The organism is Streptomyces sp. A012304, from assembly GCF_026008495.1.
Taxonomy (GTDB): Bacteria; Actinomycetota; Actinomycetes; order Streptomycetales; family Streptomycetaceae; genus Streptomyces.
This window is the reverse complement of sequence record NZ_BQUN01000018.1, coordinates 1-23,890: the sequence shown is the minus strand read 5'-3', so window position 1 is coordinate 23,890 and position 23,890 is coordinate 1. Positions and strand designations below refer to the sequence as shown.

19 protein-coding genes are annotated in these 23,890 nt (G+C 71.7%); 5 read left to right on the top strand and 14 right to left on the bottom strand.

The annotated features are described in order from the left end of the window. Position 1: 1 nt before the first annotated feature. Positions 2–853: a hypothetical protein gene (locus ALMP_RS05490; RefSeq protein ID WP_264925066.1), complete on the top strand. Its 852-nt coding sequence runs from the start codon at positions 2–4 to the stop codon at positions 851–853. Between the two features lie 55 nt (positions 854–908). Here the strand turns inward: ALMP_RS05490 and ALMP_RS05485 are convergent, their stop codons facing one another. Next, the gene (locus ALMP_RS05485) at positions 909–4,217 is read right to left on the bottom strand and encodes a S8 family serine peptidase (protein ID WP_264925065.1); all 3,309 of its coding nucleotides are present in this window, start codon (positions 4,215–4,217) and stop codon (positions 909–911) included. A 285-nt stretch (positions 4,218–4,502) separates the two neighbouring features. Here ALMP_RS05485 and ALMP_RS05480 point away from each other — a divergent pair, with 285 nt between their 5' ends. Continuing rightward, on the top strand, positions 4,503–4,967 hold the full coding sequence (locus ALMP_RS05480) for an NUDIX hydrolase (protein WP_264925064.1): 465 nt from the start codon (positions 4,503–4,505) through the stop codon (positions 4,965–4,967). A 112-nt stretch (positions 4,968–5,079) separates the two neighbouring features. Here the strand turns inward: ALMP_RS05480 and ALMP_RS05475 are convergent, their stop codons facing one another. Both ALMP_RS05475 and pepN read right to left on the bottom strand, forming a co-directional pair. Next, entirely contained in the window at positions 5,080–6,129 is a 1,050-nt protein-coding gene (locus ALMP_RS05475) for a hypothetical protein (RefSeq protein WP_264925063.1), read from the bottom strand. A 208-nt stretch (positions 6,130–6,337) separates the two neighbouring features. Then, positions 6,338–8,917 (bottom strand): aminopeptidase N, encoded by a 2,580-nt coding sequence (gene pepN, locus ALMP_RS05470; RefSeq protein ID WP_264925062.1) that lies wholly within the window; start codon positions 8,915–8,917, stop codon positions 6,338–6,340. A 137-nt stretch (positions 8,918–9,054) separates the two neighbouring features. Between pepN and ALMP_RS05465 the strand changes: the two genes are divergently transcribed. Beyond that, positions 9,055–9,714 (top strand): DsbA family protein, encoded by a 660-nt coding sequence (locus tag ALMP_RS05465; protein ID WP_264925061.1) that lies wholly within the window; start codon positions 9,055–9,057, stop codon positions 9,712–9,714. Between the two features lie 19 nt (positions 9,715–9,733). Here the strand turns inward: ALMP_RS05465 and ALMP_RS05460 are convergent, their stop codons facing one another. The 9 genes from ALMP_RS05460 to ALMP_RS05420 form a co-directional block, all read right to left on the bottom strand. After that, positions 9,734–9,958: a hypothetical protein gene (locus ALMP_RS05460; RefSeq protein WP_264925060.1), complete on the bottom strand. Its 225-nt coding sequence runs from the start codon at positions 9,956–9,958 to the stop codon at positions 9,734–9,736. Between the two features lie 304 nt (positions 9,959–10,262). Next, entirely contained in the window at positions 10,263–10,904 is a 642-nt protein-coding gene (locus ALMP_RS05455; RefSeq protein ID WP_264925059.1) for a superoxide dismutase, read from the bottom strand. Positions 10,905–11,038: 134 nt separating this feature from the next. Further along, positions 11,039–12,415 (bottom strand): amino acid permease, encoded by a 1,377-nt coding sequence (locus ALMP_RS05450; RefSeq protein ID WP_264925058.1) that lies wholly within the window; start codon positions 12,413–12,415, stop codon positions 11,039–11,041. Between the two features lie 113 nt (positions 12,416–12,528). After that, a complete protein-coding gene (locus ALMP_RS05445; RefSeq protein ID WP_264925057.1) occupies positions 12,529–13,422 on the bottom strand; it encodes a TauD/TfdA family dioxygenase in 894 nt (297 codons plus the stop codon). Positions 13,423–13,435: 13 nt separating this feature from the next. Further along, complete coding sequence (locus ALMP_RS05440; RefSeq protein WP_264925056.1) at positions 13,436–14,767, bottom strand: LLM class flavin-dependent oxidoreductase; 1,332 nt, start codon at positions 14,765–14,767, stop codon at positions 13,436–13,438. Beyond that, a complete protein-coding gene (locus ALMP_RS05435; RefSeq protein WP_264925054.1) occupies positions 14,764–15,498 on the bottom strand; it encodes an ABC transporter ATP-binding protein in 735 nt (244 codons plus the stop codon). The genes ALMP_RS05440 and ALMP_RS05435 overlap by 4 nt, the downstream gene beginning before the upstream one ends. Further along, positions 15,474–16,316 (bottom strand): ABC transporter permease, encoded by an 843-nt coding sequence (locus ALMP_RS05430; protein ID WP_264925053.1) that lies wholly within the window; start codon positions 16,314–16,316, stop codon positions 15,474–15,476. Before ALMP_RS05430 ends, ALMP_RS05435 begins: the two co-directional genes overlap by 25 nt. A 7-nt stretch (positions 16,317–16,323) precedes the next feature. Next, positions 16,324–17,391, bottom strand: a complete 1,068-nt coding sequence (locus ALMP_RS05425) for an ABC transporter substrate-binding protein (protein WP_264925052.1) — start codon at positions 17,389–17,391, stop codon at positions 16,324–16,326. A 240-nt stretch (positions 17,392–17,631) separates the two neighbouring features. Further along, positions 17,632–18,876 carry an ROK family transcriptional regulator gene (locus tag ALMP_RS05420; protein WP_264925051.1) on the bottom strand — a complete coding sequence of 415 codons (1,245 nt, stop codon included), beginning with the start codon at positions 18,874–18,876 and terminating at the stop codon, positions 17,632–17,634. A 460-nt stretch (positions 18,877–19,336) separates the two neighbouring features. On the opposite strand from ALMP_RS05420, the gene ALMP_RS05415 reads away from it, so the two are divergent. Next, the gene (locus ALMP_RS05415; protein ID WP_264925050.1) at positions 19,337–19,915 is read left to right on the top strand and encodes a biotin transporter BioY; all 579 of its coding nucleotides are present in this window, start codon (positions 19,337–19,339) and stop codon (positions 19,913–19,915) included. Positions 19,916–19,922: 7 nt separating this feature from the next. On the opposite strand, the gene ALMP_RS05410 is transcribed toward ALMP_RS05415, so the two are convergent. Both ALMP_RS05410 and ALMP_RS05405 read right to left on the bottom strand, forming a co-directional pair. Further along, the gene (locus ALMP_RS05410; protein ID WP_264925049.1) at positions 19,923–21,242 is read right to left on the bottom strand and encodes an FAD-binding oxidoreductase; all 1,320 of its coding nucleotides are present in this window, start codon (positions 21,240–21,242) and stop codon (positions 19,923–19,925) included. Positions 21,243–21,456: 214 nt separating this feature from the next. Next, entirely contained in the window at positions 21,457–22,941 is a 1,485-nt protein-coding gene (locus tag ALMP_RS05405; RefSeq protein ID WP_264925048.1) for an amino acid permease, read from the bottom strand. A gap of 237 nt (positions 22,942–23,178) precedes the next feature. On the opposite strand from ALMP_RS05405, the gene ALMP_RS05400 reads away from it, so the two are divergent. Continuing rightward, positions 23,179–23,664 carry a ribose-5-phosphate isomerase gene (locus ALMP_RS05400; RefSeq protein WP_264925047.1) on the top strand — a complete coding sequence of 162 codons (486 nt, stop codon included), beginning with the start codon at positions 23,179–23,181 and terminating at the stop codon, positions 23,662–23,664. Positions 23,665–23,890 lie beyond the last annotated feature (226 nt).

Here is a 23,890-nt window from a genome sequence, read left to right as displayed (position 1 = left end):
CATGCCCGCCGGACACGACGAACACGAGACCCCCGACGGCCACGGCGCCTACGACGGCCCCGCCACGCCGGACGGCCACGGCGCCCACGCCGCGCAGGACGGCCCCGCCACGCCCGACGGCCACGTCACATACGACGGCATGGACCCCCTGATGGCCGCGGTCCTGGACGCCCCCCTGTCCGAGGAGGCCCGCGCCGACGCGGGCTATCTGGCCGGGCACCGCGCGGCGGCGGCCGACGTCGCCCTGCTGCGGGAACAGCTCGGGATCGTCGCGGACGCCCTGACCGCGCGGCCCCCCGCCGCCGAGCCCGTTCCCGTACGGCCGCCCCGGCGCCGTCTGCGGCCGGCGGCCCTGCGCACCGTCGGGATCGCCGCCGCCGGCGCGCTGGTCGCCGGGGCCGGATGGCTGGTCGTCCAGGTGGGGCAGGGCGTGTCCGGCGTCGGTGTGTCCGCTGACTCCGCCAAGAGCGGGGCCACCGACGAGACGGCGTCGCGGGGCGGCGCGGACGCCACCAGCCCGCTCGCCGACCCCGGCTATCTCGCCTGCGTCCGCCTGGTCGTCGAGGGCGAGGTGACGGACGTCGATCCGGTGGCCGGCACCGGCCAGGAGCGGGTCACCCTGCACGTCACCCGCTCGTACAAGCCGGAGCGGCCCGCGCGGCCCGACGTCGACTTCGTGCTGGAGGAGGGCATGGACCCGCTGGTGGCGAAGGGCGACCACGTCCTGGTCGCGCTGCCGCGGGGCTCGGCCACCCCGGACCTGTGGGCGGTCGGTGAGGCGGACATCGCCGCCGAGCGGGCGGCGCTGGCCCGGGCGCTGCCGGAGGCGGGCGGCACGGCCTGCGAACAATGAGGAAGGGGCGGGCGTCCGCCGTACGGACGCCCGCCCCACCCGGGGCACCGAGGTGCTACGGGGTGACCTTCTCGATGGCCACGCTGCCGACGCCCGCGACGGTGCCGCGCGCGTTCACCAGCTCGACCTGGCCGAAGAAGGCCCGGCCCTCGGGAGCGGGGGCCGCGGCGGTGACGGTCGCGGAGACCGCCGCCGAGGCGCCCGTGGCCAGCTTCACCGGCGTGGTGCCGTCGACGGAGACGGTGCCGAGCGCGGAGGAGAAGAACACGTCCCGGTAGTCGTAGGCGGTGGTGCCGGCCGGGACCGCGTAGCCGACGACCTCGATGGTGTACGTGCCGGCGGCCGGCGACGGGATGGAGACCGACTCCTCCGAGTCACCGTCGGCGGACTGCGCGACGGGCTCGCCGTTGGCGTCGTAGACCGTCAGGTCCAGGTCGGCGGAGGCGTCGGAGACGTTGCCGATGGCGACGTCCAGCGACTTGGCGCCCGCGGGGACCTCGACCGTGGTGGTCTGGGTCTCCTGGTCCTTGATGGTCGGACGGGCCGTCTTGGCGGAGCCGAGCGGGCTGCCCACCAGCTTGCCGTCGACGGCGGCGAGGTTGTTCGTCACCTTCCAGGAGACGGCGGTCGGCTGCCCGACCTTCGCCTCGGGCACGGTCACGGTCTCCGGGTCGAAGGCCGCGCCGAACACGGTGACGTCCAGCTTGTAGGGGTTGTCGAGCAGCGGGGAGGTGCGGCGCGACTCGACCTCGATCTCCCAGACGCCGGGCTGCGGGTCGAGGTACGACCGGGCGTCGGGCCGGCAGCCGTTGCCGCCGAGGTAGTTGTTGTAGCACTTGATGGTGGAGCTGTCGTCGAGCGCGACACCGTACGGGTGGATGGAGATGAACCGGGTCTGGCTCTTGTCCTTCAGCCCGCCGATCGCGACCTCCAGCGACTTGGCGCCCTCGGGCACGGTCACGAAGTAGTGCTGCGAGCTGTTGCGCTGCACGGTGTTCTTCGCGGTGAAGGTGTGCGCGACGGGAGTCGAGACGACGACCGTGTTGAGGATCTGCTTGTCGACGCCCTCGGTCTTCGGGTCGTCGGCCTCCAGGATCACGCTCTTGATGCCGGCGGACTTCGGCGCGGCCTGGACCTTGACGGTCACCGGCTTGTTCAGCGGCAGCTTCACCTCGTCGGAGCCGAGGATCTTGAAGGTGCCGGCCGCGTTGTTCTCCAGGCTCAGCTCGTGGCGGATCGCCTTGTCGGCGCCGGACGTACGGGTGATCGTGACGTCGTACGTCTTCTTCTGACCGGCCTTCAGGCCGCCCTCGCGGTCGTAGATGCCGGTACCGAAGCCCGGCGTCTTCAGCGCGGAGTCGAGCACGGTGTCGACGGGGGCCTTGACGGTGTAGTCGTGGGCGGTGGCGCCGTCCTTGATGGCGTCCCAGGCGGCCACGATGTCCATCGCGCCCGCGCCCTCCTCGTAGGCCTGCACGCCCTTGATGTGCTTGGCGGTCGAGGTGAGCGCCGTGCGCAGGGTGAGGGGCGTGAGCTCGATGCCCTTCTGCTTGGCGGCGCTCAGCAGCAGCGCGGAGGCACCGGCGGCCTGCGGGGAGGACATCGAGGTGCCCTGGAGCATGGCGTAGCCGGCCGGCAGGCTGTAGCCGGCCTCGGCGATCGGGGCGCCCGGCAGCCACGTCTGGATGGTGTTGACCGCGGCGCCCGGGGCGACCAGGGTCGGCGTGAAGCCGCCGTCCTCACGCGGGCCGCGCGAGGAGAAGGGCAGCAGCGCGTACTTCTTCTTCACCTCGGAGCCGTAGTTGGCGGCCCAGGTCTCCTTGGAGATGGCCGCGCCCACGGAGATGACCTTGTCGGCCAGGCCGGGGTCGCCGATGGTGTTGGCGCCGGGGCCCTCGTTGCCCGCGGAGATCACGAGCTGCACGCCGTAGGTGTCGATGAGGCGCGTGTACAGCTCGGCGCGCGCGTTGTTGCCGTCGTTCAGGCCGGGCAGGCCGCCGATCGACATGTTGACGATGTCGACGCCGCGGTTGGCGACGAGGTCGATCATGCCCTCGGTGAGCGCGACGTTGGAGCAGCCGGGGCCGAACTCGCAGGCGCGGGATGAGACGATCTTCGCGCCGGGGGCGGCGCCGTTCATCTTGCCGCCGAACAGGCCGTTGGCGGCGGTGATGCCGGCGACGTGCGTGCCGTGCTCGCTGGAGATGAGGCCGATGTTGGCGAAGTCGGCCTTCTTGCCGACCCAGTCGCCGCCCAGCGGGTCCATCGGGACGTCCTTGCGGATCTCCACGACGAACGGCTGCCGCTCGGCGACGTCGGTCGCCGGGTTGTCGGTGCCGAAGTAGCCGATCTGGAAGCCGTTCTTGTACGGCTTCATCGGCTTGTCGTCGGTGAAGTCGCCGTTGGCGTTGACGTCGACGGTGACGGTGCCGGCGGCCGCGTCGTAGAGCACGCCCCAGGCGTCGGTGGTGTCGCCGTCGCGGTTGACGTCGCCCTGGGCGTCGCCGGCCGCGGTGGCCGACTCGCGGAAGAGGTTGATGGAGTAGGCGCCGGCGGGCGCGGTCCAGGTGCGGCCGCCGTAGGCGAAGGAGGGCCCGGAGACCGAGTTCACCATCGCGCGCCAGCTGCCGTCGCCGTCGGTGAGCGGGTCGGTCGAGGTGACCCAGTCGACGATCTTGCGCTCGCCGGTGGTGGTCTTCTGCAGCGCGGGGTGCGCGAGGTCCACGCCGGAGTCGAGGACGCCGATGGTGATGCCGCGGCCGTCCGCCTTCGGGTGGTCCTCGACGAATTCCACGGCGCCCGTCTCGAAGGACGGGTTGTACGGGTTCTTGGCCGGGGTCTTCTTGTTCGGCGCGGGGTAGGTCTTCGTGGTCGCGCCGGCCTGTGCGCCCTTCGCGGTGTCCGCGGCCGGCGTCGGGTCGTCGAGGACGATCTCCTGGCGCAGGTCGATGGCGTGCACCGAGGACAGCTTGGTGGCGGCGGCGATGACGGAGTCCGCCTGGCCGGTCGGGACGGTGGCGCGGACGTAGCCGAGCTTGTCGTAGGAGCGGCCCACGGAACCGCCCTTGACCGCGTCGAGCTCCTCGGCGACCTGCTCGGTCTTGCCGGGAGCGGTCGCGACCATCAGGGTGACGTTCTTGTCACCGGCGGCCTTGGCGTCGGCCAGGAGGTCGGCGTCGTCGGCGCCGAGCTTGTCGGCGGAGGACTTCAGCCCCGGGTCGGCGGCGGCCGGGGTCTCGTCGGCCGCGAAGACCATGGGTATCGGCCCGGCCGCGGACAGCGCGGCCACCAGGCCGGCGGCCACGGCTATGCGGGCCGCTCGTCTGGTCACCGGTATCGGTTCGCGCTGGGGGGTGTGGGTCATCGGCATCCCTTGGTGGTAAAGGAACGAGCGTCACGCGACCGGGGCCGTTCCTGCCTTGATCGCGTGAGTCCGGAATATGATCCCGGACGACCGCACAGCTTTGCCTAAGGGGCAGATGTTTGGGGAAGGTTGACCGAATCGATATGCATGTATGGGGAAAACCCGCTATGAACAAAAGGGACATGAGGGTGTAAGGGCGGTAAGTGAGTCTCCAGTGGGCCATACGCCCACCAGGGCGCCTCGGTTTTCCCTGCCGATTCCGGCCTGACGGGTTAACGTCCCTGTGTGCGCGAGAAGTTGAGGGTGGCGGCCTACGCCGTGTGTGTCCAGGACGACCGGATCCTGCTGGCCCGCTCGCCCACCGCCGACGGTGGCCGGGAGTGGGTGCTGCCCGGCGGCGGCATGGAGCACGGTGAGGATCCCCACGACACCGTCGTGCGGGAGCTGGAGGAGGAGACCGGCTACCGGATCGAGGTGACCGGGCTGCTCGGCCTGGACTCCTCCCGTCATACCTTCCGCCGCGAGGGCCTGCGCGGCCCCGTCGACCACCACGGCCTGCGGATCGTCTACGAGGGCCGGGTCGTCGGGGGTGAGCTGCGCAACGAGGTCGACGGTTCCACCGACCTGGCCGCCTGGCACGACCTGTCCGCGGTGCCCGCCCTGACCCGGGTACGGCTGATCGACATCGCGCTGGAGCTGTGGCGGGAGCGGCCGGTGAGCGGGCGGGTGTCGGTGCCGCGGCAGCCGTGAGTCCCCGGCGCCGCACGCCGGCCGGCCTGTCGGAAGCGGGCACGCGAGGAGGGGCCGGCGGGTGTCACCCGTGGCCCCTCCTCTCCCCTCCTGGCGCCGCCCCGGTCTGTCACTACCGGGGCAGCACCACGACATGCGCGGCCGGCTCGCGGTCGCCCGACGCCATCAGCGCCGTCCGCACCACCGTCGCCTGCTGTTCCATGGCCTCCCGCAGCTTCCTCGGCGTGAGGTACACGACCGTGATGCCCAGCCGCTCCAGGTGCTCACGCTTGCGGGCGTACTCCGACCACAGCGCGTCCTCGTCCTGGCGCGGGGCGCGGGTGTCCAGCTCGACCGCCACCGCCTGCTCCGGCCAGTAGGCGTCCAGGCCGCCCAGGTGGGGACCGCCCGGCAGGCGCAGGTCCACGTTCCACACCGGGTCGGGCAGGCCGTACTCGCGGACCATCGTGTACAGGCGGTCCTCCGCGATCGCCCGGCCCTCGGCGAGCAGGGAGTCCACCGCGTCCACCACGTGCGGCCGGCTCAGCAGCTTCGCGTCGGTCAACGCCCGTACGACCGCCGCCGGTTCGCAGTGTCTGCCGCGCACCGCCTCCGACAGCAGCCGCCGTACCGTCCTCGCGTCCGTCAGCCGGGCCACCGCGTCGGCCAGCGCGCGCGGCACCGGCGCCACCGGCACCCCGGTGGCCTGCTCCGGCTCCGGCAGGGCCGAGGTGCGCACGACGTGCGCGCAGCCCGTGGAGCGCAGCCGGCGCGACCGGGGGACCAGGACGTCGATCCGCTCCAGGGAGAGCAGCGCGGGGGAGGAGGTGAAACCGTGCAGGGTCAGTGCCGCCAGGCCGGTGATCATCGCCTCCGTGTACACCGGCCGGTGCGGCCGCCCGGCGCCGGGCTGGACCGGAACCCCGGGCGTCGACACCTCGCGCGCCGCGTACAGCAGCACCGCGTGCAGCCGCTCCTCGCTGGTCGGTGGCCCCGGGTGCAGCAGGTGCACACCCGGCAGGATCTGCTGCCAGGGCCCGCCGGGACGGCACTGCTCGCTCGTCTCGGCGGGCGAGACGCCGTGCGAGCGCAGCTGGGCCGCCGTCATGACACGGCGGTGCACGTCCGACAGGTGGCACACGGGGCGGGGGGAGGCCGGGGGGAGCGGCGTGTTGTGGTTCATGTCCCGGAGATTCCCGCCCCCGATCCGCCCCGTAACCGCTGTTACACGCCTGTCGACAAATCCGGACAAGCCAGCCCTAAAGGACGGATGTTCGGATGCCGAGTAGGCGCCGAAAACCCCTGGTCCATCCGGTGGGGGCCAGGGGTTACGGTTGCGATCGACTGAATTCCGTAACGGTCACCGACGGCGGAATTCATGGCCAGAGGTGTCAGCCGGCCTCGGCCCTCGCGTCACACGCCTGTCCGCGCAGCCCCCGCGCCAGGTCGTCCCACGCCTCCAGCACCAGCCGGCGCAGCGCCGGGGGCGCCGACTCGTGGGCCGCCAGCCAGACGTCCGTCTCCACCAGCGTCGCCGGGGAGTCCTGGAGGGCGGGGTACAGGCCCTTGACCACGCTCATCGCGATCTGGATGGAACGCTCCGACCAGATGTGCGCGATCGAGGCGAAGTACTTCTCCGCGTACGGCGCGAGCAGCTCCCGCTGCGAGGGCTGGTTGAAGCCCGCGATCGTCGCCTCCACCAGGGCGTTGGACAGGGCGTCGGACTCCACCAGCTGGGCCCACGCCTGTGCCTTGACCGCCGCCGACGGGCGGGCGGCCAGGCAGCGCACCTGGTGGCGCTTGCCGGACGCCGTGTCGTCACGGGCCAGTTCCGCCGCGAGGACGCCCTCGTCCGCGAGGCCGTGGGCCGCCAGCGGCTCCAGGAACGCCCAGCGCAGCTCCTGGTCGACCTCCAGCCCGTCGATCTTCGCCGTGCCGTCCAGCAGGCCCTGGAGCAGCTCGAAGTCGGCCTCGGAGGACGCGGCCGTCGCGAAGAACCGCGCCCAGGCCAGCTGGTGCTCGCTGCCCGGCGCGGACGCCCGCAGCTCCTTCAGCGCGCCCTCGGCCAGCAGCCGCTCACCGGTCCTCCGCAGGGGCGGCGCCACATAGTGCACCAGCGCCGACTCCGCCCACGCGTGCAGCATCTGGAGCACCCCGATGTCCGACTCGCGCCCCGCGAACCTCAGCACCAGCCCGATGAAGTCCCGCGCGGGCAGCAGCGCGTCCCGGGTCAGGTTCCACAGCGCCGACCAGCACAGGGCGCGGGCGAGCGGGTCGGTGATGTCACCCAGGTGCGCGCGCAGGGTGTGCAGCGACGTCTCGTCGAAGCGGATCTTGCAGTACGTCAGGTCCTCGTCGTTGACCAGGACCAGCTCCGGTGCCTCGGCGCCCGCCAGCTCCGCCACGACCGTGCGCGGACCGCCGACGTCCGTCTCGGTGCGCGCGTACCGCACCAGCCGGCCCCCCTCCCGGCGGTACAGCCCGATCGCGATCCGGTGCGGCCGCAGCTCGGGGTGCTCCTCCGGCGCCTCCTGGAGCACCGCCAGCTCACTGATCCGGCCCGAGGCGTCCAGCAGTACCTGCGGGGTCAGCGCGTTCACCCCGGCCGTCTGGAGCCAGGACCGCGCCCACGCGCCCATGTCCCGCCCGCTGGTCTCCGCCAGCACCGACAGCAGGTCACCGAGCCGGGTGTTGCCGTAGGCGTGCCGCTTGAAGTAGCGCCTCGCGCCTTCCAGGAACGCGTCCTGGCCGACGTACGCCACCAGCTGCTTCAGCACCGAGGCGCCCTTGGCGTAGGTGATGCCGTCGAAGTTGAGCTTGGCGTCCTGAAGGTCGCGGATGTCGGCGGTGATCGGGTGCGTGGAGGGCAGCTGGTCGGCGCGGTAGGCCCAGGCCTTGCGGCGGTTGGCGAAGGTGATCCAGCCGTCGGTGAAACGCGTCGCGCCCACCAGCGAGAAGGAGCCCATGAAGTCGGCGAAGGACTCCTTCAGCCACAGGTCGTCCCACCACTCCATGGTGACCAGGTCGCCGAACCACATGTGCGCCATCTCGTGCAGGATCACGTTGGCCCGCGCCTCGTACGACGCCCGCGTCACCTTGCCCCGGAAGATGTACTCCTCCCGGAACGTCACCAGCCCCGGGTTCTCCATCGCGCCCAGGTTGTACTCCGGCACGAACGCCTGGTCGTACTTCCCGAAGGGGTACGGGTAGTCGAAGTGGTCGTGGAAGAAGTCCAGGCCCTGCTTGGTGACCAGGAAGACGTCGTCGGAGTCGAAGTGGGGCGCCAGGCCCTTGCGGCACAGCGCGCCCAGCGGGATCTCCAGCCGCGTCCCGTCCTCGAACACCCGCTCGTAGGAGTCGGTGACGTAGTGGTACGGCCCCGCCACCACACAGGTGATGTACGTCGAGATCGGCTTCGTCTCCGCGAACCGCCACACCCCGTCCGCGCGCTCCCCGGCGCCGTTGCTCCACACCACCCACTCCTCGGGCGCCCGCACCTCGAAGCGGAACGGCGCCTTGAGATCGGGCTGCTCGAAGTTGGCGAAGACCCGGCGTGAGTCGGCGGGCTCGTACTGCGTGTACAGGTAGATCTCGCCGTCCTGCGGGTCGACGAAGCGGTGCAGGCCCTCGCCGGTGCGCGAGTAGGCGCACCGCGCGTCGACGACCAGCTCGTTCTCGGCGGCCAGGTCCTCCAGCAGGATCCGGGAGCCGTCGAAGACCTCGCCCGGGTCCAGATCCCGCCCGTTGAGGGTGACGGCGGTCACACTCGGCGCGACGAGGTCCGCGAAGCTCGACGCGCCCGGCTCGTTGCAGCGGAAGCGGACCGTGGTGACGGAGCGGAAGGTGCGCGGCCCCTCCCCGGCCCACTCGCCCACCGCCGACCGCACGTCGAGGGACACGTCGTACCCGTCGACGGACAGCAGGGCGGCCCGCTCCCGGGCCTCGTCGCGGGACAGGTTCTCACCGGGCACGGGCGGTACTCCCTCATAGCTGGTCGAGACGGCTGATCAGGACCGATCCTGCCATGCGCACCTGACGCCGGGCAGCCGGGAATGGGGCGGGCGGGGCGGGTGTTGGCCGGGGAAAGACCGCCTTCCGAGGGAGACCCATGTCCGAGACCTCCACCGCCGGCAAGACCCCCGTCGACTTCTGGTTCGACCCGCTGTGCCCCTGGGCCTGGATGACGTCCCGTTGGGTGCTGGAGGTCGAGAAGGTCCGCGACATCGAGGTCCGCTGGCACGTGATGAGCCTCGCAGTCCTCAACGAGGACAAGCTCGACGAGCTGCCCGAGGAGTACCGGGAGATGCTCGCCACGCACGCCTGGAAGCCGGTCCGCGTGGTGACCGCCGCCTGGCAGAAGCACGGCGCCGACGTCCTCGGCCCGCTGTACACCGCGCTCGGCACCCGCTTCCACAACAACGGCGAGGGCCCCACCCTGGAGGCCATCGCCGGCGCGCTCGCCGACGCGGGACTGCCGGCCGATCTGATCGACTACGCCGAACAGGAGAACTTCGAGTTCGACGCCGAGCTGCGCGCCTCCCACAAGGAGGGCATAGACAAGGTCGGCCAGGACGTCGGCACCCCGGTCATCGCGGTCCCCGGCCCCGACGGCGAGCAGATCGCCTTCTTCGGCCCGGTCGTCACCCCCGCCCCGCAGGGCGAGGAGGCCGCCCGCCTGTGGGACGGCACCCTCGCGGTCGCCTCCGTCCCGGGTTTCTACGAGATCAAGCGCACCCGCACCAAGGGCCCGGACTTCAGCAACCTGTGACGGGCGGGCGCCATCCCGGCTACAGCTCCTCCGGCAGGGTGGCGCCGGCCTTCCAGTTGTCCTTGCGCTGCACCCGACGGCAGCCGTCCCGCGCGCACCGCTGGTAGGCCGCCGCGACGAAGACCTCGTTCTTCCTCAGCGTCGGCCGCAGCGCCAGCTCGGCCGCCGTGCTCTCCGGCCCGCTCTCCAGGTTCCGGAAGTCCTGCATGGTGTCGTCGCAGTTCGGGCACCGCACATACGCCATCAACGCCTCCTCGGTGGACGACCGCGGCCGCCGGCGGGACGCGGGACGCGCCTCGACGGGCCGGGAAGGCGTCCATGATGCCCCCGCGGGCCGCCCCCGGCTCCCGTCACGCGCGGGGAACCAACCTGTGAAACCGCCGGACAGGTGAGCGCGACGGTCCGGAGACCCGGAGCCTGAGTCCGAGCCCCCGCCCCACCGCACGGGAGAGCCCCCGCCAGTCACGTCCTGGCGGGGGCTCTCCTTCCATCCGCCCGCCGGGTGAAAGGTGAGAAGACGATCACGAGGCGGGACGTTCAGCGGGCCCTCAGGGGGCCGGCAGCAGCACGTCCGCGCGGGACTTGGCGGCGGCGTAGCGCCTGGCCACGTCCTGCCAGTTGACGACCTGCCACATCGCCTCGATGAAGTCGACCTTCTGGTTCTTGTACTGGAGGTAGAAGGCGTGCTCCCAGGCGTCGAAGACGAGGATCGGGGTGGCGCCCTGGCCGACGTTGCCCTGGTGGTCGTAGACCTGCTCGACGATCAGACGGCCGCTCAGCGGCTCGTGGGCGAGGACGCCCCAGCCCGAGCCCTGGGTGGTGGCCGCGGCCTTGGACAGCTGCGTCTTGAAGCCGGCGAAGGAGCCGAAGGACTCCGTGATGGCGTCGGCCAGCTCGCCCACGCCGTCCGCCGCCAGCGGCTCGCCACCGCCGTCACCGGTCATGTTGTGCCAGTAGATCGAGTGCAGGATGTGCCCGGAGAGGTGGAAGGCCAGGTTCTTCTCCAGGCCGTTGATCGACCCCCACTGCTCCTTGTCCCGCGCCTCCGCGAGCTGCTCCAGCGTGTCGTTGGCGCCCTTCACATAGGCCGCGTGGTGCTTGTCGTGGTGCAGCTCGACGATCTCCGGGCTGATCACGGGCGCGAGCGCGGAGTAGTCGTAGGGCAGTTCGGGGAGCGTGTAGACGGGCATGGCGGGTTCCCTTCCGAACCTCTTATTGCAAATAGCTTGCAAGTGCAGGCTAGCAACAAGATCTCGGTCGCGGGCAAGAAGAAGGCCCCCACATCCGGACGACGTGGGGGCCTGCGTCAGGCTCGGCGAGGGGCTCAGGCCTTGGCGCGCGCCCGCTGCCAGACGTATCCGACGGCCGCCAGGAACAGGGTCATCCCGCCCGTCGAGTACAGCTGCACGCGCGTGTCGGGCTCCCGGGCCATCAGGACGAACACCGCCACCATGCCCGCCAGCGCGACCCACGTCAGCACCGGGAACGCCCACATCCGCACTGCCAGCCTCTCGGGCGCCTCGCGCTCCAGCCGGCCGCGCAGCCGCAGCTGCGAGACGGCGATGAACATCCACACGACGAGGATCACCGCGCCGATCATGTTCAGCAGCCAGGGGAAGACGTCGTCGGGCCGCCAGTAGCTCAGCAGCACACAGACGAAGCCGAAGGCACAGGAGGCGAGGACGGCGACCCTCGGCACCCCGCCCGACACCCGGCCCAGCGCCCTGGGGCCCTGCCCCCGCTCCACCAGCGAGTAGGCGATCCGCGAGGAGCCGTAGATGTTGGCGTTCATCGCGGACAGCAGGGCGGCCAGGACGACCACGTTCATCACCTGGCCGGCGCCCGGGATACCGAGCTGGTCGAGGGCGGCGACGTACGGGCCCTTCTCCACGACCTCCTCGGAGTCCCAGGGGACGAGGGTGACGACGACCGCCATCGAGCCGATGTAGAACAGCGCGATCCGCCACATCGCCGTACGCACGGCGCTGGCCACCCCGCGCACCGGGTTCTCCGACTCGGCCGCCGCGATGGTGACGGTCTCCAAACCGCCGTAGGCGAAGACCGAGGCGAGCAGGCCCACCACCAGGCCCTCACCGCCGTTGGGCAGGAAGTCGGTCAGGTGGGAGGCGCCGGGGGAGTCGCTGCCCGGCAGGACCCCGGCGATCGCCAGCACACCCAGCACCAGGAACAGCGTGATCGCGCCGACCTTCAGCGCCGCGAACCAGAACTCGAACTCGCCGAAGTTCTTCACGGCGGCCAGGTTCGCCCCGCAGAACACCACCATGAACAGCGCCACCCACGCCCACTCCGGCGTACCCGGCAGCCAGCCCGTGACGATCTTCGCGGCGCCGATGCCCTCCAGTCCGACGGCCGTGCACAGCAGCACCCAGAACGACCAGCCGGCGGTGAAACCCGCCCACGGCCCGATCGCCCGCTCGGCGTGCGCCGAGAAGGATCCCGACGAGGGATACGCGGCCGACATCTCGCCCAGCATCCGCATCACCAGCATCACCAGGAGACCGGAGAGGGCGTAGGCGAGGACGATCGACGGACCGGCGGCGGCGATGCCCGCGCCGGAACCGACGAAGAGACCCGCGCCGATGACGCCGCCGAGGGCGATCATCGACAGATGGCGCTGTTTGAGGCCGTGGGACAGGGTGGCGTCGGGCTCTTGTGGAGCCTTGACGGTGGTGCTGGGCATGGGCGCGGCTCGTCCAATGCGTGAGATGGGCAAAAACGCCCACAGTCTGGGCGGCCGCCCCACCCGCGGGAGGCGGCCGCCCAGCATCCGGACACTCCGGACACGTTCCGTGGCTAGGCGGCTACGGGCGTGTAGTGCCCGGCGTCCCCCGTCACCGACCAGCTCTCCTTGCCCTCGACACCCACCGGCACGTCACCGGCGACGGTCACCCGGTGCAGTCGGCGCGGCAGCCTGTCGTAGTTGTCGACGGCGTAGTGCTGGGTGATGCGGTTGTCGAAGAGGACCAGCTGGTTCGGGGACCAGCGGTGGCGCAGCACGTTCTCCGGCCGGGTCACGTACGACTGGAGCAGGTCCAGGATCCTGCGCGACTCGCCCACCGACAGCCCGACGATCCGCTGCGCGAACCCGCCGATGAACAGGCCGCGTTCCCCGGTCAGCGGGTGCACCCGGACGACCGGGTGGGCGGTGCGGTACGTGATCGACGTGAACCGGGCGCGCTGGGCGGCGCGTTCCTCGTCGATGTCCTCGGTGGGCACCGCGTAGTCGTAGTCGTTGGTGTGCTCCGCCCACAGTCCGTCGGCCAGCCGGCGCAACGGCTCGGGCAACTGCCGGTAGGCGGCCGCCGCGTTCGCGATCAGCGTCTCGCCGCCGTACGGCGGGAGCGTGACGCTGCGCAGGGTGCTGGCCTGCGGCGGGTTGAGGACGAAGGTGACGTCGGTGTGCCAGTGGTTGGCGCTGCCCTGCTCGCTGTCGACGGGCAGCACGTTGGGGGCGCCGTCGACGGCGGCGACGGTCGGGTGGGCGGTGGTGAGGTCGCCGAAGTGGCGGGCGAAGGCCTGCTGGCCCTCGTCGTCGAGGGCGACGTCGTCGAAGACCAGCGCCTTGTGGGTGTTGAGGGCCTCGCGCAGGGCGGTGACGGTGTCGGGGTCGAGGGGCTCGGCGGGGTCCACGCCGAAGACGTGGGCGCCGATGGTCGCGGTGACCTTGCGGATGTCGAGGCTGGTCATGGGGTGTGTCCTCTCAGACGAGGGCTGCGGTGTACTGGTTGGCGGGGCGCGGGAGGCCGTAGCGCTCCCGCAGGGTCCGGCGCGGGCCGTACTCGCCGCGGAGCAGGCCGCGGGCGCGCAGGATCGGCACGACGTGGTCGACGAAGGCGTCCAGGCCGGAGGGCAGGACGGCGGGCATGATGTTGAAGCCGTCGGCGGCGCCCCGGGTGAACCAGGTCTCGATGGCGTCGGCGACCTGCTCGGGCGTCCCGGCGAAGGTGAGGTGGCCGCGGCCACCGCCGAGCCGGCCGATCAGCTGCCGCACGGTGAGGCCCTCCCGCCGGGCCAGCCCCACCACGAGCGCGTAGCGGCTCCTGGCGCCCTCGATGGCGTCCTCGGACGGCAGGCCGGCCGGGAGCGGCGCGTCCAGCTCCAGGGTGCCGGCGGGCAGGTGCAGCAAGCGCTCCAGGCCGGCCACCCCATGCGTGGGCACGATGTGGTCCTCCAGCAGCCGTTCGGCCGCCCGGGCCTCCGCCTCCGTCGAGCCGATCACCGGGACGATCCCGGGCAGCACCTTGAGACGGTCGGGGTCGCGCCCGGCCCGCTCGGTACGGGACTTGAGGTCGGCGTAGAAGGCCTGCGCGTCCTCGATCGTCTGCTGCGCGGTGAACACGGCCTCCGCGTACCGGGCCGCGAACGCCTTGCCGTCCGCCGAGGAGCCCGCCTGCACCAGCAGCGGGTGGCCCTGGGGCGAGCGGGGGACGTTGAGGGCGCCCTCGACGCTGAAGTACCTGCCCCGGTGCCGGGGCGGGTGGATCTTCGCGTCGTCGGCCCAGACCCCGGCCGCCTTGTCGGCGAGGATCGCGTCGTCCTCCCAGCTGTCCCACAGCTTGCGCGCCACGTCGAGGAACTCGGCGGCCCGCGCGTACCGGTCGGCGTGGGCGGGCTCGGCGTCGAGCCCGAAGTTGCGGGCGGCCTCGGCGCCGGCGGTGGTGACGATGTTCCAGCCCGCCCGGCCGCCGCTGACGATGTCCAGCGAGGCGAATCTGCGGGCCAGGTTGTAGGGCGAGTTGTACGAGGTGGAGGCGGTGGCGATCAGCCCGATGTGTTCGGTGGCCGTCGCCAGCGCGGTCAGCAGCGTCAGCGGCTCCAGGGCGCCGGCCGGGCGCTGGGCGACACCGCCCCACAGCTGCGGCGCGTCGGCGAGGAACAGCGAGTCGAAGGTGCCGCGTTCGGCGGTCCTGGCCAGCCGGACGTAGTGGCCGAGCTCCACATGGGCGTACGGGTCGCTCTCCGGGAGCCGCCAGGACGCCTCGTGGTGGCCGGTGTTCAGCAGGAAGGCGTTGAGGTGGAGCTGCCGGGTCATGCGTGGTCCTCCGTCACGCCGAGCGCGCCCAGCAGCCGCTCGCGGTACTCGCCCAGCAGCGGGTCCCGGTAGGAGCGTGGATGCGGTCGGTCGATGGTCAGGTCGAGGCCGATGCGGCCGTGGTCGAGGACGAGGACCCGGTCGGCGAGCACGATCGCCTCGTCCACGTCGTGGGTGACGAGCAGCACGGAGGGCCGGTGACGCTCCCACAGCTCACGCAGCAGGTTGTGCATCTTGATGCGGGTGAGCGCGTCGAGCGCGCCGAACGGCTCGTCGGCCAGCAGCAGTTCGGGCTCCCGTACGAGGGAGCGGGCGAGGGCGGCGCGCTGCGCCTCGCCGCCGGACAGCTCGTCGGGCCAGGCCCGCTCACGGCCCGCGAGCCCCACCTCGGCGAGGGCCTCGCGGCCCCTGCGCTCGGTCTCCGCGCCGTCGAGGCCGAGCAGCACGTTGGCGAGCACACGCCGCCAGGGCAGCAGCCGCGAGTCCTGGAACACCACGGACACCCGGGACGGGGCCGTGAGCCGCCCGCTGCCGGTGACGTCGTGGTCCAGGCCCGCGACCGCCCGCAGCAGGGTGCTCTTGCCGGACCCGCTGTGCCCGAGCAGGGCGACGAACTGGCCGGCCGGGATGTCCAGGTCGATGCCGTCGAGGACGGTCCGGCCGCCGAACGACCGGGTCAGGCCCTGGAGCCGGACGGCGGGACGGGTCAGTTGCTCAGTGTGCGGCGCCACGACAGCACCCTCCGTTCGACGATCCGGACCGCGCTGTCGGAGACCAGACCGAAGACGCCGTAGACGACCAGGCCGACGAGGATGACGTCCGACTGGCCGTAGTTCGTGGCCTGGAACATCAGGTAGCCGAGGCCACTGGTGGCGTTGATCTGCTCCAGGACCACCAGGCCCAGCCAGGAGCCGGTGACGCCGAGCCGGAGTCCCACGAAGAACCCGGGCAGCGCGCCGGGGATGACGATCTCCCGGATGAAACGCGGCTTCGACAGGCCCTGCACCTCGGCCAGTTCCACGAACCGGTGGTCGATGCCGGACAGCGCGGCATGCGTGTTGAGGTAGATCGGGATGTAGACGACGATCGCGATGATGGCGATCTTGAAGGTTTCGCCGATGCCCAGCCAGAGGATGAACAGCGGGATCAGGCCGAGGGTGGGGATCGCCCGGTTGAGGTTGACCGTCCCGTCGATCAGCGCCTCGCCGGTGCGGGTGAGCCCGGACGCCAGCGCGAGCACGACCCCGGCGGTCAGCCCGATCGCGAAACCGGCCCCGGCCCGCTTCAGCGAGGTGAGGACGTCACCGGCGAGCGTCCCGTCCGTCCACAGGCGGACGCCGGTCTCCAGGACCGTCCAGGGCGCGGGGATCGCGTGGGGGTCCAGCCGTCCGGCGGCGGAGGCGGCCGCCCACAGCGCGAGCAGCAGCAGCGGCCCGGTGAGCCGGGCGGCGGGCAGCCGCCTGCCGGGGGAGAGGGACCGGCGCCCGCGGGGCCGGTCGTCCTCACGGTCGACGGCGACGGGAGCCGCCGTGGTCAGGGTGCTGGTCATGGGAACGTCACTTCCGGTACTCGGCGGGTACGGACCGTGCGGCGATGCCCTCGAAGCGGTGGTCGAAGAGGACCCCGACGTCGAACTTCCGCACGAAGCCGCCCTCCGCGAGGAGATCGGCGGTCTCCTGCTCCCACGCGACGGCCTCGTCCCAACGCGGCGGGAACAGCGGCTTGTTGGCGAGCGCGCTGATCGACCTCGCCTGGGCCAGGGACAGGTTCTGCGTCTTGACGTAGAACTCCTCGTTCCAGACGTCCGGGTTCTCGTACTGCCACACCTGGCCCCGCGCCCACTGCGGGATGTACGCGGCCACCGCGGCGGCCTTGGCCCGGTCGTCGAGCACGGACACCGGGGCCCACAGCAGGTTGAGCAGGTCGACGACCTCGGTGGTGATCGTGCGGGCACCCCTGTCCCGGTACTGCTGGAGGTAGGCGGGCGCCTGCTGGTTGCCGAGCGGCGCGATGTCCACCTGGCCCGACTGCAGCGCGGTGAGGAACTGGTTGCTGGTCAGCGGCACGAGATCGACGTCGTCGTACGCCAGGCCCGCCCGCTTCAGCGCCCGCAGCAGGACGACGCCCTGCGCCTGCCCCTGCGAGAAGGCGAGTTTCCTGCCCCGGAAGTCCTCGACCGACCGGATGTCGCTGCCGGGCTTGGTGGCGAAGAGGTAGTTCGGTTTGCGCGTGATGTTGATCGCGACGATCTTCGCGTCGAACCCCTGGAAATGCGCCTGGATGGGTGGGATCCCCGCGTTGTTGGCGAGGTCGAGGGACTTCGCGCGAAAGGCGTTGATGACATCGGGGCCCGCCCCGATGTTCAGCCAGTTCGACACCTTGAAAGGCAACTCGGGCAGTTTCGCCAACCTGAACTGGAGCTGCTGCGTGTTCTGGAAAGAGGTGATCTTCAAGCTGGTGCCGGCCGGCACCGTGTCGGCCAGGGGCGCCGTGGAGGCCCCCTCGGCGCCGGTGGCCGCGCGGCTCTCGGCGCAGCCGCTGAGACCGACGGCACCGGCGGCGGCACCGAGCACCGAGGCGAGGAAAAGGCGCCGGTCGACGCCGGGCGCACGGGAAACGGGCATGGGAGGACCCCCAGGGAAAACGATGGAGAAGCAGCGGGAAGACAGCTGCGAGGAAGGCCTGAATTGCGGGCGCGACAGAGCAGCGTTCAGCGGCACGCGCGAAAGGCGATACGCGCGGCGAAAGACAGGAGAAAGGGCACGCTCCCGGCGCGCCGGGGCGTCAGCAACAGAGAGTGCGACAGCTCATGCAAGAATCCTCAGGTCCACGCGGAAGGCCTGTCAACATTCGGAGTTTCTGAATTAATTCGAGCCGGCCGCGGCGCCCAGCGGGTCCCGGTACAGCACGTCCAGCGCCACCGCCGCGCCCGCCATCGCCGGCACGAGGTGCGGGAAGCTGGTCGGCGTCACCGAGGCCGCGCGCGCCGGCCCGACCTCCTCGCGCAGGGCGGCCAGGCAGTCCTCCCGGAACATGACGCCGACCTCGGTGACGACCACCCGCTCCGGGTTGAGCACGTCCAGCAGCAGCGCCGCCGCCCGCCCCACCGTCCGCGCCCGCTCGCGCAGCAGCCGTACGGCCACCGGATCGCCGTCGGCCGCCGCGGCCACCACCTGCGCCGGGTCCGTCCCGTCGGTCAGCCCGGCCTCCCGGGCCCGTCGGCCCAACGTCCGTTCGCTCAGCTCCGCCTGGAGGCACCCGGTCCGCCCGCAGTCGCACGGCTCGGCCCCGCCGGTCAACGGCAGATGCGCGATCCGGCCGGACCGGGAACGCGGCCCGTGATGGACCTCGTCATGGGTGGCGAAGGCCGCGTCCACGACGTTGCCGACGAACAGGTGCAACAGGCTGCGGCTGCCGCGCGCCCGCCCGAACAGCCGCTCCGCGTTGACCAGCGCCCGCGCATGACCGTCCACATGGACGGGCAGCCCGGTCCGGGCGCCGACCGCCTCCCGCACCGGCACCTCCCGCCAGCCCAGCAGCGGATGCTCCACCACGGTCCCCGAGTCCCGGTCCACCCAGCCGCCCACGGCCACACCCACGCCCAGCGCCCGACGCCCGGGCGTCCGCGCGAGCAGCGCGCCCAGCCCGTCGCCGGCCCGCGCCAGCACCGCCCCCGGCTCGGTCCCGCGATGCGGCAACTCCCGCCGCGCCACCACCCGTCCGCGCAGATCGAGCAGCGCGACCGTGGTGTACGGCACGGCCACATGCACCCCGCCCACCACGAACCGTGTGTCGTCCAGGTCCACCGGAACGTGCGGGCGGCCGGCGCCGTTGCTGCGCCGGGGCACGGCTGCCTCCTGGACCAGGCCGAGCGCGGCGAGCCGGGCGCAGTGGTCGGTGACGGACGCCGGGGACAGCCCGGTCAGCCGGGCGATGGTGCTGCGCGCGACCGGCCCGTGCTCCAGCACGGACCGCAGGATCACGCTGGCGCTGGTGCGCCGCCGGTCACTGTCGGCGACCCGGGGAACGGCCGAAGACGCAGCGGAGAGCGAAGGGGGAGGGGAGGGGTGAGCAGAAGGGGGGTGGGGGAGAGCCGCGGTACGGGGCATGGGGAACTTCCTCGGGCCGGTCCGACACTGTGCCGTCGTCGGAGGCGGCACCACGGATCGGCCGGGCCCGCCTCACACCGGGCGGCGACAGGCGGCCGCGCCCACGCGCCGCAGGTCGACATGGCGACGCGACGAGAAGTTCCGGGCCTGGGCAACCATGCGCCCGAACCTAGCAAAGCCGCCCACCGCTGCCCAGACGGCGACCGACGGGCGAGACACCCCCGTCCACACCCCGCCCCGGATTGGCGGAACCCTACAGACACCCGTCACGCCGTCTCCGTATCCGGAACCACGTCACCTCAGTGACCAGGGTCACGCCGTACCAGGTGTAACCGCGTCTCTTTGTCCGGATCCCATGAATCCTCCGATCGGCCGTTTGTCGACCAGTGACGGTGATCGGCCCGCACCCCCTGGGATAGCGTCACCGTGTCCCCAACCGCCCCGACCCCGCGGAGTCCCCATGAGCACCGCCGCCGCCACCCCCGCTCGCCCCGGACAGGTCCTCGCCGACCTGCTGCCGGCCTCCCGTGTCCGGGACGTCGCGCTCGTGCTCGGCGGCGCCGTGCTCACCGGCCTCGCCGCCCAGATCGCGGTCCCCGTCCCCGGCTCCCCGGTGCCGGTGACCGGCCAGACCTTCGCCGCGCTGCTCGTCGGCACGGCCCTCGGCGCGCGCCTCGGCGTCTCCTCCCTGGTGCTGTACGCGCTGGCCGGTCTCGCCGGTGTGCCGTGGTTCGCCCAGGGCACCTCCGGCATCGGTGTCTCCTTCGGCTACATCCTCGGCATGGTCCTCGCGTCCGCCGCCGTGGGCGCCCTGGCCCGCCGCGGCGCCGACCGTGACGTGTGGCGCATGGCGGGCACGATGCTGGTCGGCGAGGCGATCATCTACGCGATCGGCGTGCCCTACCTGGCCTTCGCCGCCGACCTCTCCGCCTCCGCCGCGATCGCGGCCGGTCTCACCCCGTTCCTGATCGGCGACCTCGTCAAGGCGGTCCTGGCGATGGGCCTGCTGCCCACCGCCTGGAAGTTCGCGCGCCGCTGACCTTCCCTCAGTCGGTGCGGAAGAGGTTCGCCGGGTCGTACTGCTCCTTGACCCCGGCGAGCCTCTTGCGCGTCTCCGCGTCGTACAGCCCAGCGGCCCGATCGCCCGCCCCGAAGGCGAAGTTCGCCGCCCGCCCGAGCGTGTCCGGCGCGAGCACGGCGAACGCCGGATCGAGCAACTCCCGCGCCGCCTCACGGTCCCCCGTCGTCAACAGCCGCACCAGGAACCGCCCCTCGCGGTACGGCACCGCGTTCCCCGCGTCCCGCGCCAGCGCCCCGCCCAGGTGATTGACCTGGACGACGACCATGGCCCCGGCGTCGGGCCCGGTCCGGGCGAGCACCTCGCCGCCGCGCTCGACGTCCAGCCCCCGCAGCACCACTCCCTCCCCGTAGTAGGCGTGCGGAAAGTCCGGGTCGCTGTGGATGGTGTGACTGTCGGCGTACGGCATCTCGCGCAGCGAGTCGTCGAGCACCGGCCCGATCTCCCGCAACGGCGCCACGAGCGCCTCCCCGTCGGCCGCCGTGGCGGCGACCCGCACGGACAGGACGTACCGCCCCCGCAGCCGCACGGGCAACACCGGCAGATCCGGATACGGTACGGCGGCGAAGGACGACGTCACCGACGCGGGCACGGTCCGCGTCCACGCCTCGTACGCCCGCAGCGCGGCCGCCGGATCCACCTCCCGCCCGTCGAAGGAGAGCGATCCGCCGTACAGCCGCCGCACGGGCACCAGCCCGGTCTCCAGCGCGGTGACCACCCCGAGGCCGTGCCCGCCGCCGAGCAGGGCGCCGTACAGCTCCGGCGCGGACTCCCGGGTGACGTGCCGCAGCCGTCCGTCGGCGGTGACGACGTCGAGGGAGCGCACATGGTCGGCGGCGTACCCGAACTCCCGCGCCAGGATGCCCAGCCCCCCGCCGAGCGTGTACCCGACGACCCCCACACCCGGCGCGGACCCGTTCAACGGCGCCAGCCCGTGCGGTGCGGCCGCCGCCACGACGTCCCCCCAGCGCACGCCCGCCCCGACGCGGGCGGTACGGCCCGCCGGGTCGACGGTGACGCCGTCCAGGCGGCGGGTGGTGACGAGCAGTCCGCCCGCCGAGCCGCCGGGCAGCCCGTGCCCGGTGGACCGTACCCGCACGGCCAGCTCCCGCTTCGCCGCGTACCGCACGGCGGCGACGACGTCGGCGGCGGAACGCGCGGCGACGACCAGTTCGGGCCGCTGCGTGAACCCGGTCTGGAACCCGGCGAGTTCGTCGTCGTAGCCGGCGTCGCCCGGGCGCAGGAGAGGGAGGTCGGACAGAGCGGTGGCATCGGTCGGAGAATTCATACGGCCGATGCTCCAGGTATGACCTGACAGTTTCCGTCAGGTTATGTGCGTCAGGTCGGTCCCGACAGGCGGCTTCCATCAGGTTGGTCGTCCTGGTGGAGGACGGCTTCACGGTCGTGTGAGCCGGCCGAACGTGAGAGGGGCCCGCACGAGCGGGCCCCTCTCACGGCCGGTGGCGGTCGACCACTCGGCCACTCGCCACTCGGTTACTCGATCACTCGGGTACTCGATCACTCGGCTGGTCGACGCTGTCGCCCACCGCGGGCACGGCGGCCGCCTTGCCGCGCCTCACCCACTCCTTCACGAAGGCGACACCGAGGACGACGGCGGCGACCAGCAGCGACAGCAGCACGGTGTCGCGGCCGTCGTGCTCGGTGTCGGTCAGCATGTAGCCGAGGACGAACACGATGAGCGCGGCGGTGGCCCAGGTCAGGTACGGGTACAGCCACATCCTCACGACGAGCTTCTCCGGCGCCTCGGCCTGGATGATCTTGCGCATCCGCAGCTGCGAGAAACAGATGACGAGCCACACGAACAGCGCCACGGCGCCGCTGGAGTTGACCAGGAAGAGGAAGACGGAGTCCGGGAACTTGTAGTTGAAGAAGACGGCGACGAATCCGAAGATCACCGAGGCGATGATCGCGGCCATCGGCACACCGCGCGAGGTGGTCCGGGCGAAGGCCTTCGGCGCGTCGCCGCGCTCGCCGAGCGAGAACGCCATCCGGGAGGCCGTGTAGAGGCCCGAGTTCAGACAGGACAGCACGGACGTCAGCACGATGAAGTTCATGATCTGACCGGCGTGCGCGATGCCCAGGGAGTCCAGGGCGGCGACGTAGGAGCCCTTCTCCTTGATGGAGGGGTCGTTCCACGGCAGCAGCGCCACGACGACGAAGATCGAGCCGAGGTAGAAGACAGCGATACGCCAGATGATGCTGTTGGTGGACTTGGTGACGGCCCGCTGCGGGTCCTCCGACTCACCGGCGGCCAGCGTCGCGATCTCGCTGCCCATGAAGGAGAAGACGACGAGCAGCACACCGGTGAGGATGGCACCGGCCCCGTGGGGCAGGAAGCCGCCGTGGTCGACGAGGTTCCCGATCCCGGCCTTGTCGCTTTCCGCACCCGGCAGTACACCGAACACGGCCAGCCCGCCGATGACGATGAACGCGGCGATGGCGACGACCTTGATGCCGGCGAACCAGAACTCGAACTCGCCGTAGGAGCCGACGGAGACCAGGTTGGTGGCGGTCAGCACCACCATCACGATGAGCGCCCAGCCCCACTGCGGAACGGCGGGGATCCACGACTCGAGGATCTCGGCACCGGCGGTTGCCTCCACGGCCAGCACGACGACCCAGAAGAACCAGTACAGCCAGCCGATGGTGAACCCGGCCCACGGGCCGAGCGCGCGGTCCGCGTGCGCGGAGAACGAACCCGAGGTCGGGTTGGCCGCGGACATCTCCCCGAGCATCCGCATCACCAGCACCACGAGCGTGCCGACGAGGGCGTAGGAGAGGAGGATGCCGGGGCCGGCGGTGGCGATAGCGGAGCTGGAACCGACGAACAGCCCGGCCCCGATGACACCACCGATGGCGATCATCGACAGATGACGGTTCTTGAGTCCCGCCTGGAGTCCGGAACCGGGTTGGCCGGTTCCCTCGGGGCCGTGTGCGGCCTGCGTCAAAGTCGGCTGCGAGGTCATGGATGGAATTCCTTTGCGCCGCGTGAGGGTCTACCCGTACGACGGTGTACGGGGCGTGACGTGGGAATGATGTGGGGGTGTACGGGCCGGTCCAGTGAATCGGAGGCGTACGAATTCGGGAACCTTTGATTCCAGATCGTTATTTGAGGTTTCCCTGAGGTTCTGTAGAGTTGCTCACACTTTTTGGCCGCGGCACCCCGGGCTGCTACCCCACGACCCGCGTGTCACACTCATCCCATGCGCGTGTATCTCGGCTCGGACCATGCCGGCTTCGAACTCAAGAACCACCTCGTCGAATGGCTGAAGGCGGCGGGCCACGACCCGGTCGACTGCGGCCCTCACATCTACGACGCCCAGGACGACTACCCGCCGTTCTGCCTCCGCGCCGCCGAGCGGACGGCCGCGGACCCCGACGCCCTCGGCATCGTGATCGGCGGCTCGGGCAACGGCGAGCAGATCGCCGCCAACAAGGTCAAGGGCGTCCGCGCGGCCCTCGCCTGGAGCGAGGAGACGGCCGCCCTCGGCCGCCAGCACAACAACGCCAACGTCGTCGCGGTCGGCGCCCGCATGCACACCGAGGACGAGGCCACGAAGTTCGTCGAGACCTTCCTCAACACCCCGTTCTCCGAAGACGAGCGCCACATCCGCCGCATCGACATGCTGTCGTCCTACGAATCCACAGGCGACCTGCCCCCGATCCCGCCCCACCACCCCCAGCAGTAACCCCCACGCCCCCGGCCCCCACGCTCACACCACCCTGCGCGCCAGGGGGCCAAGAGCCCCGGGTTGGGTTCCCTTTTGTCCCGCCGAGTTGGGCGAGCGGTTGGGCGGTTGGGGGTGCTGGGGGCGGAGCCCCCGCTGGGGTTCGGGGCGGAGCCCCGGGTGGTTGCCCTTTTGTCCCACAGAGTCGGGTGGGTGGGTGGGCGAGAATGGGGGTCTGGGGCGCAGC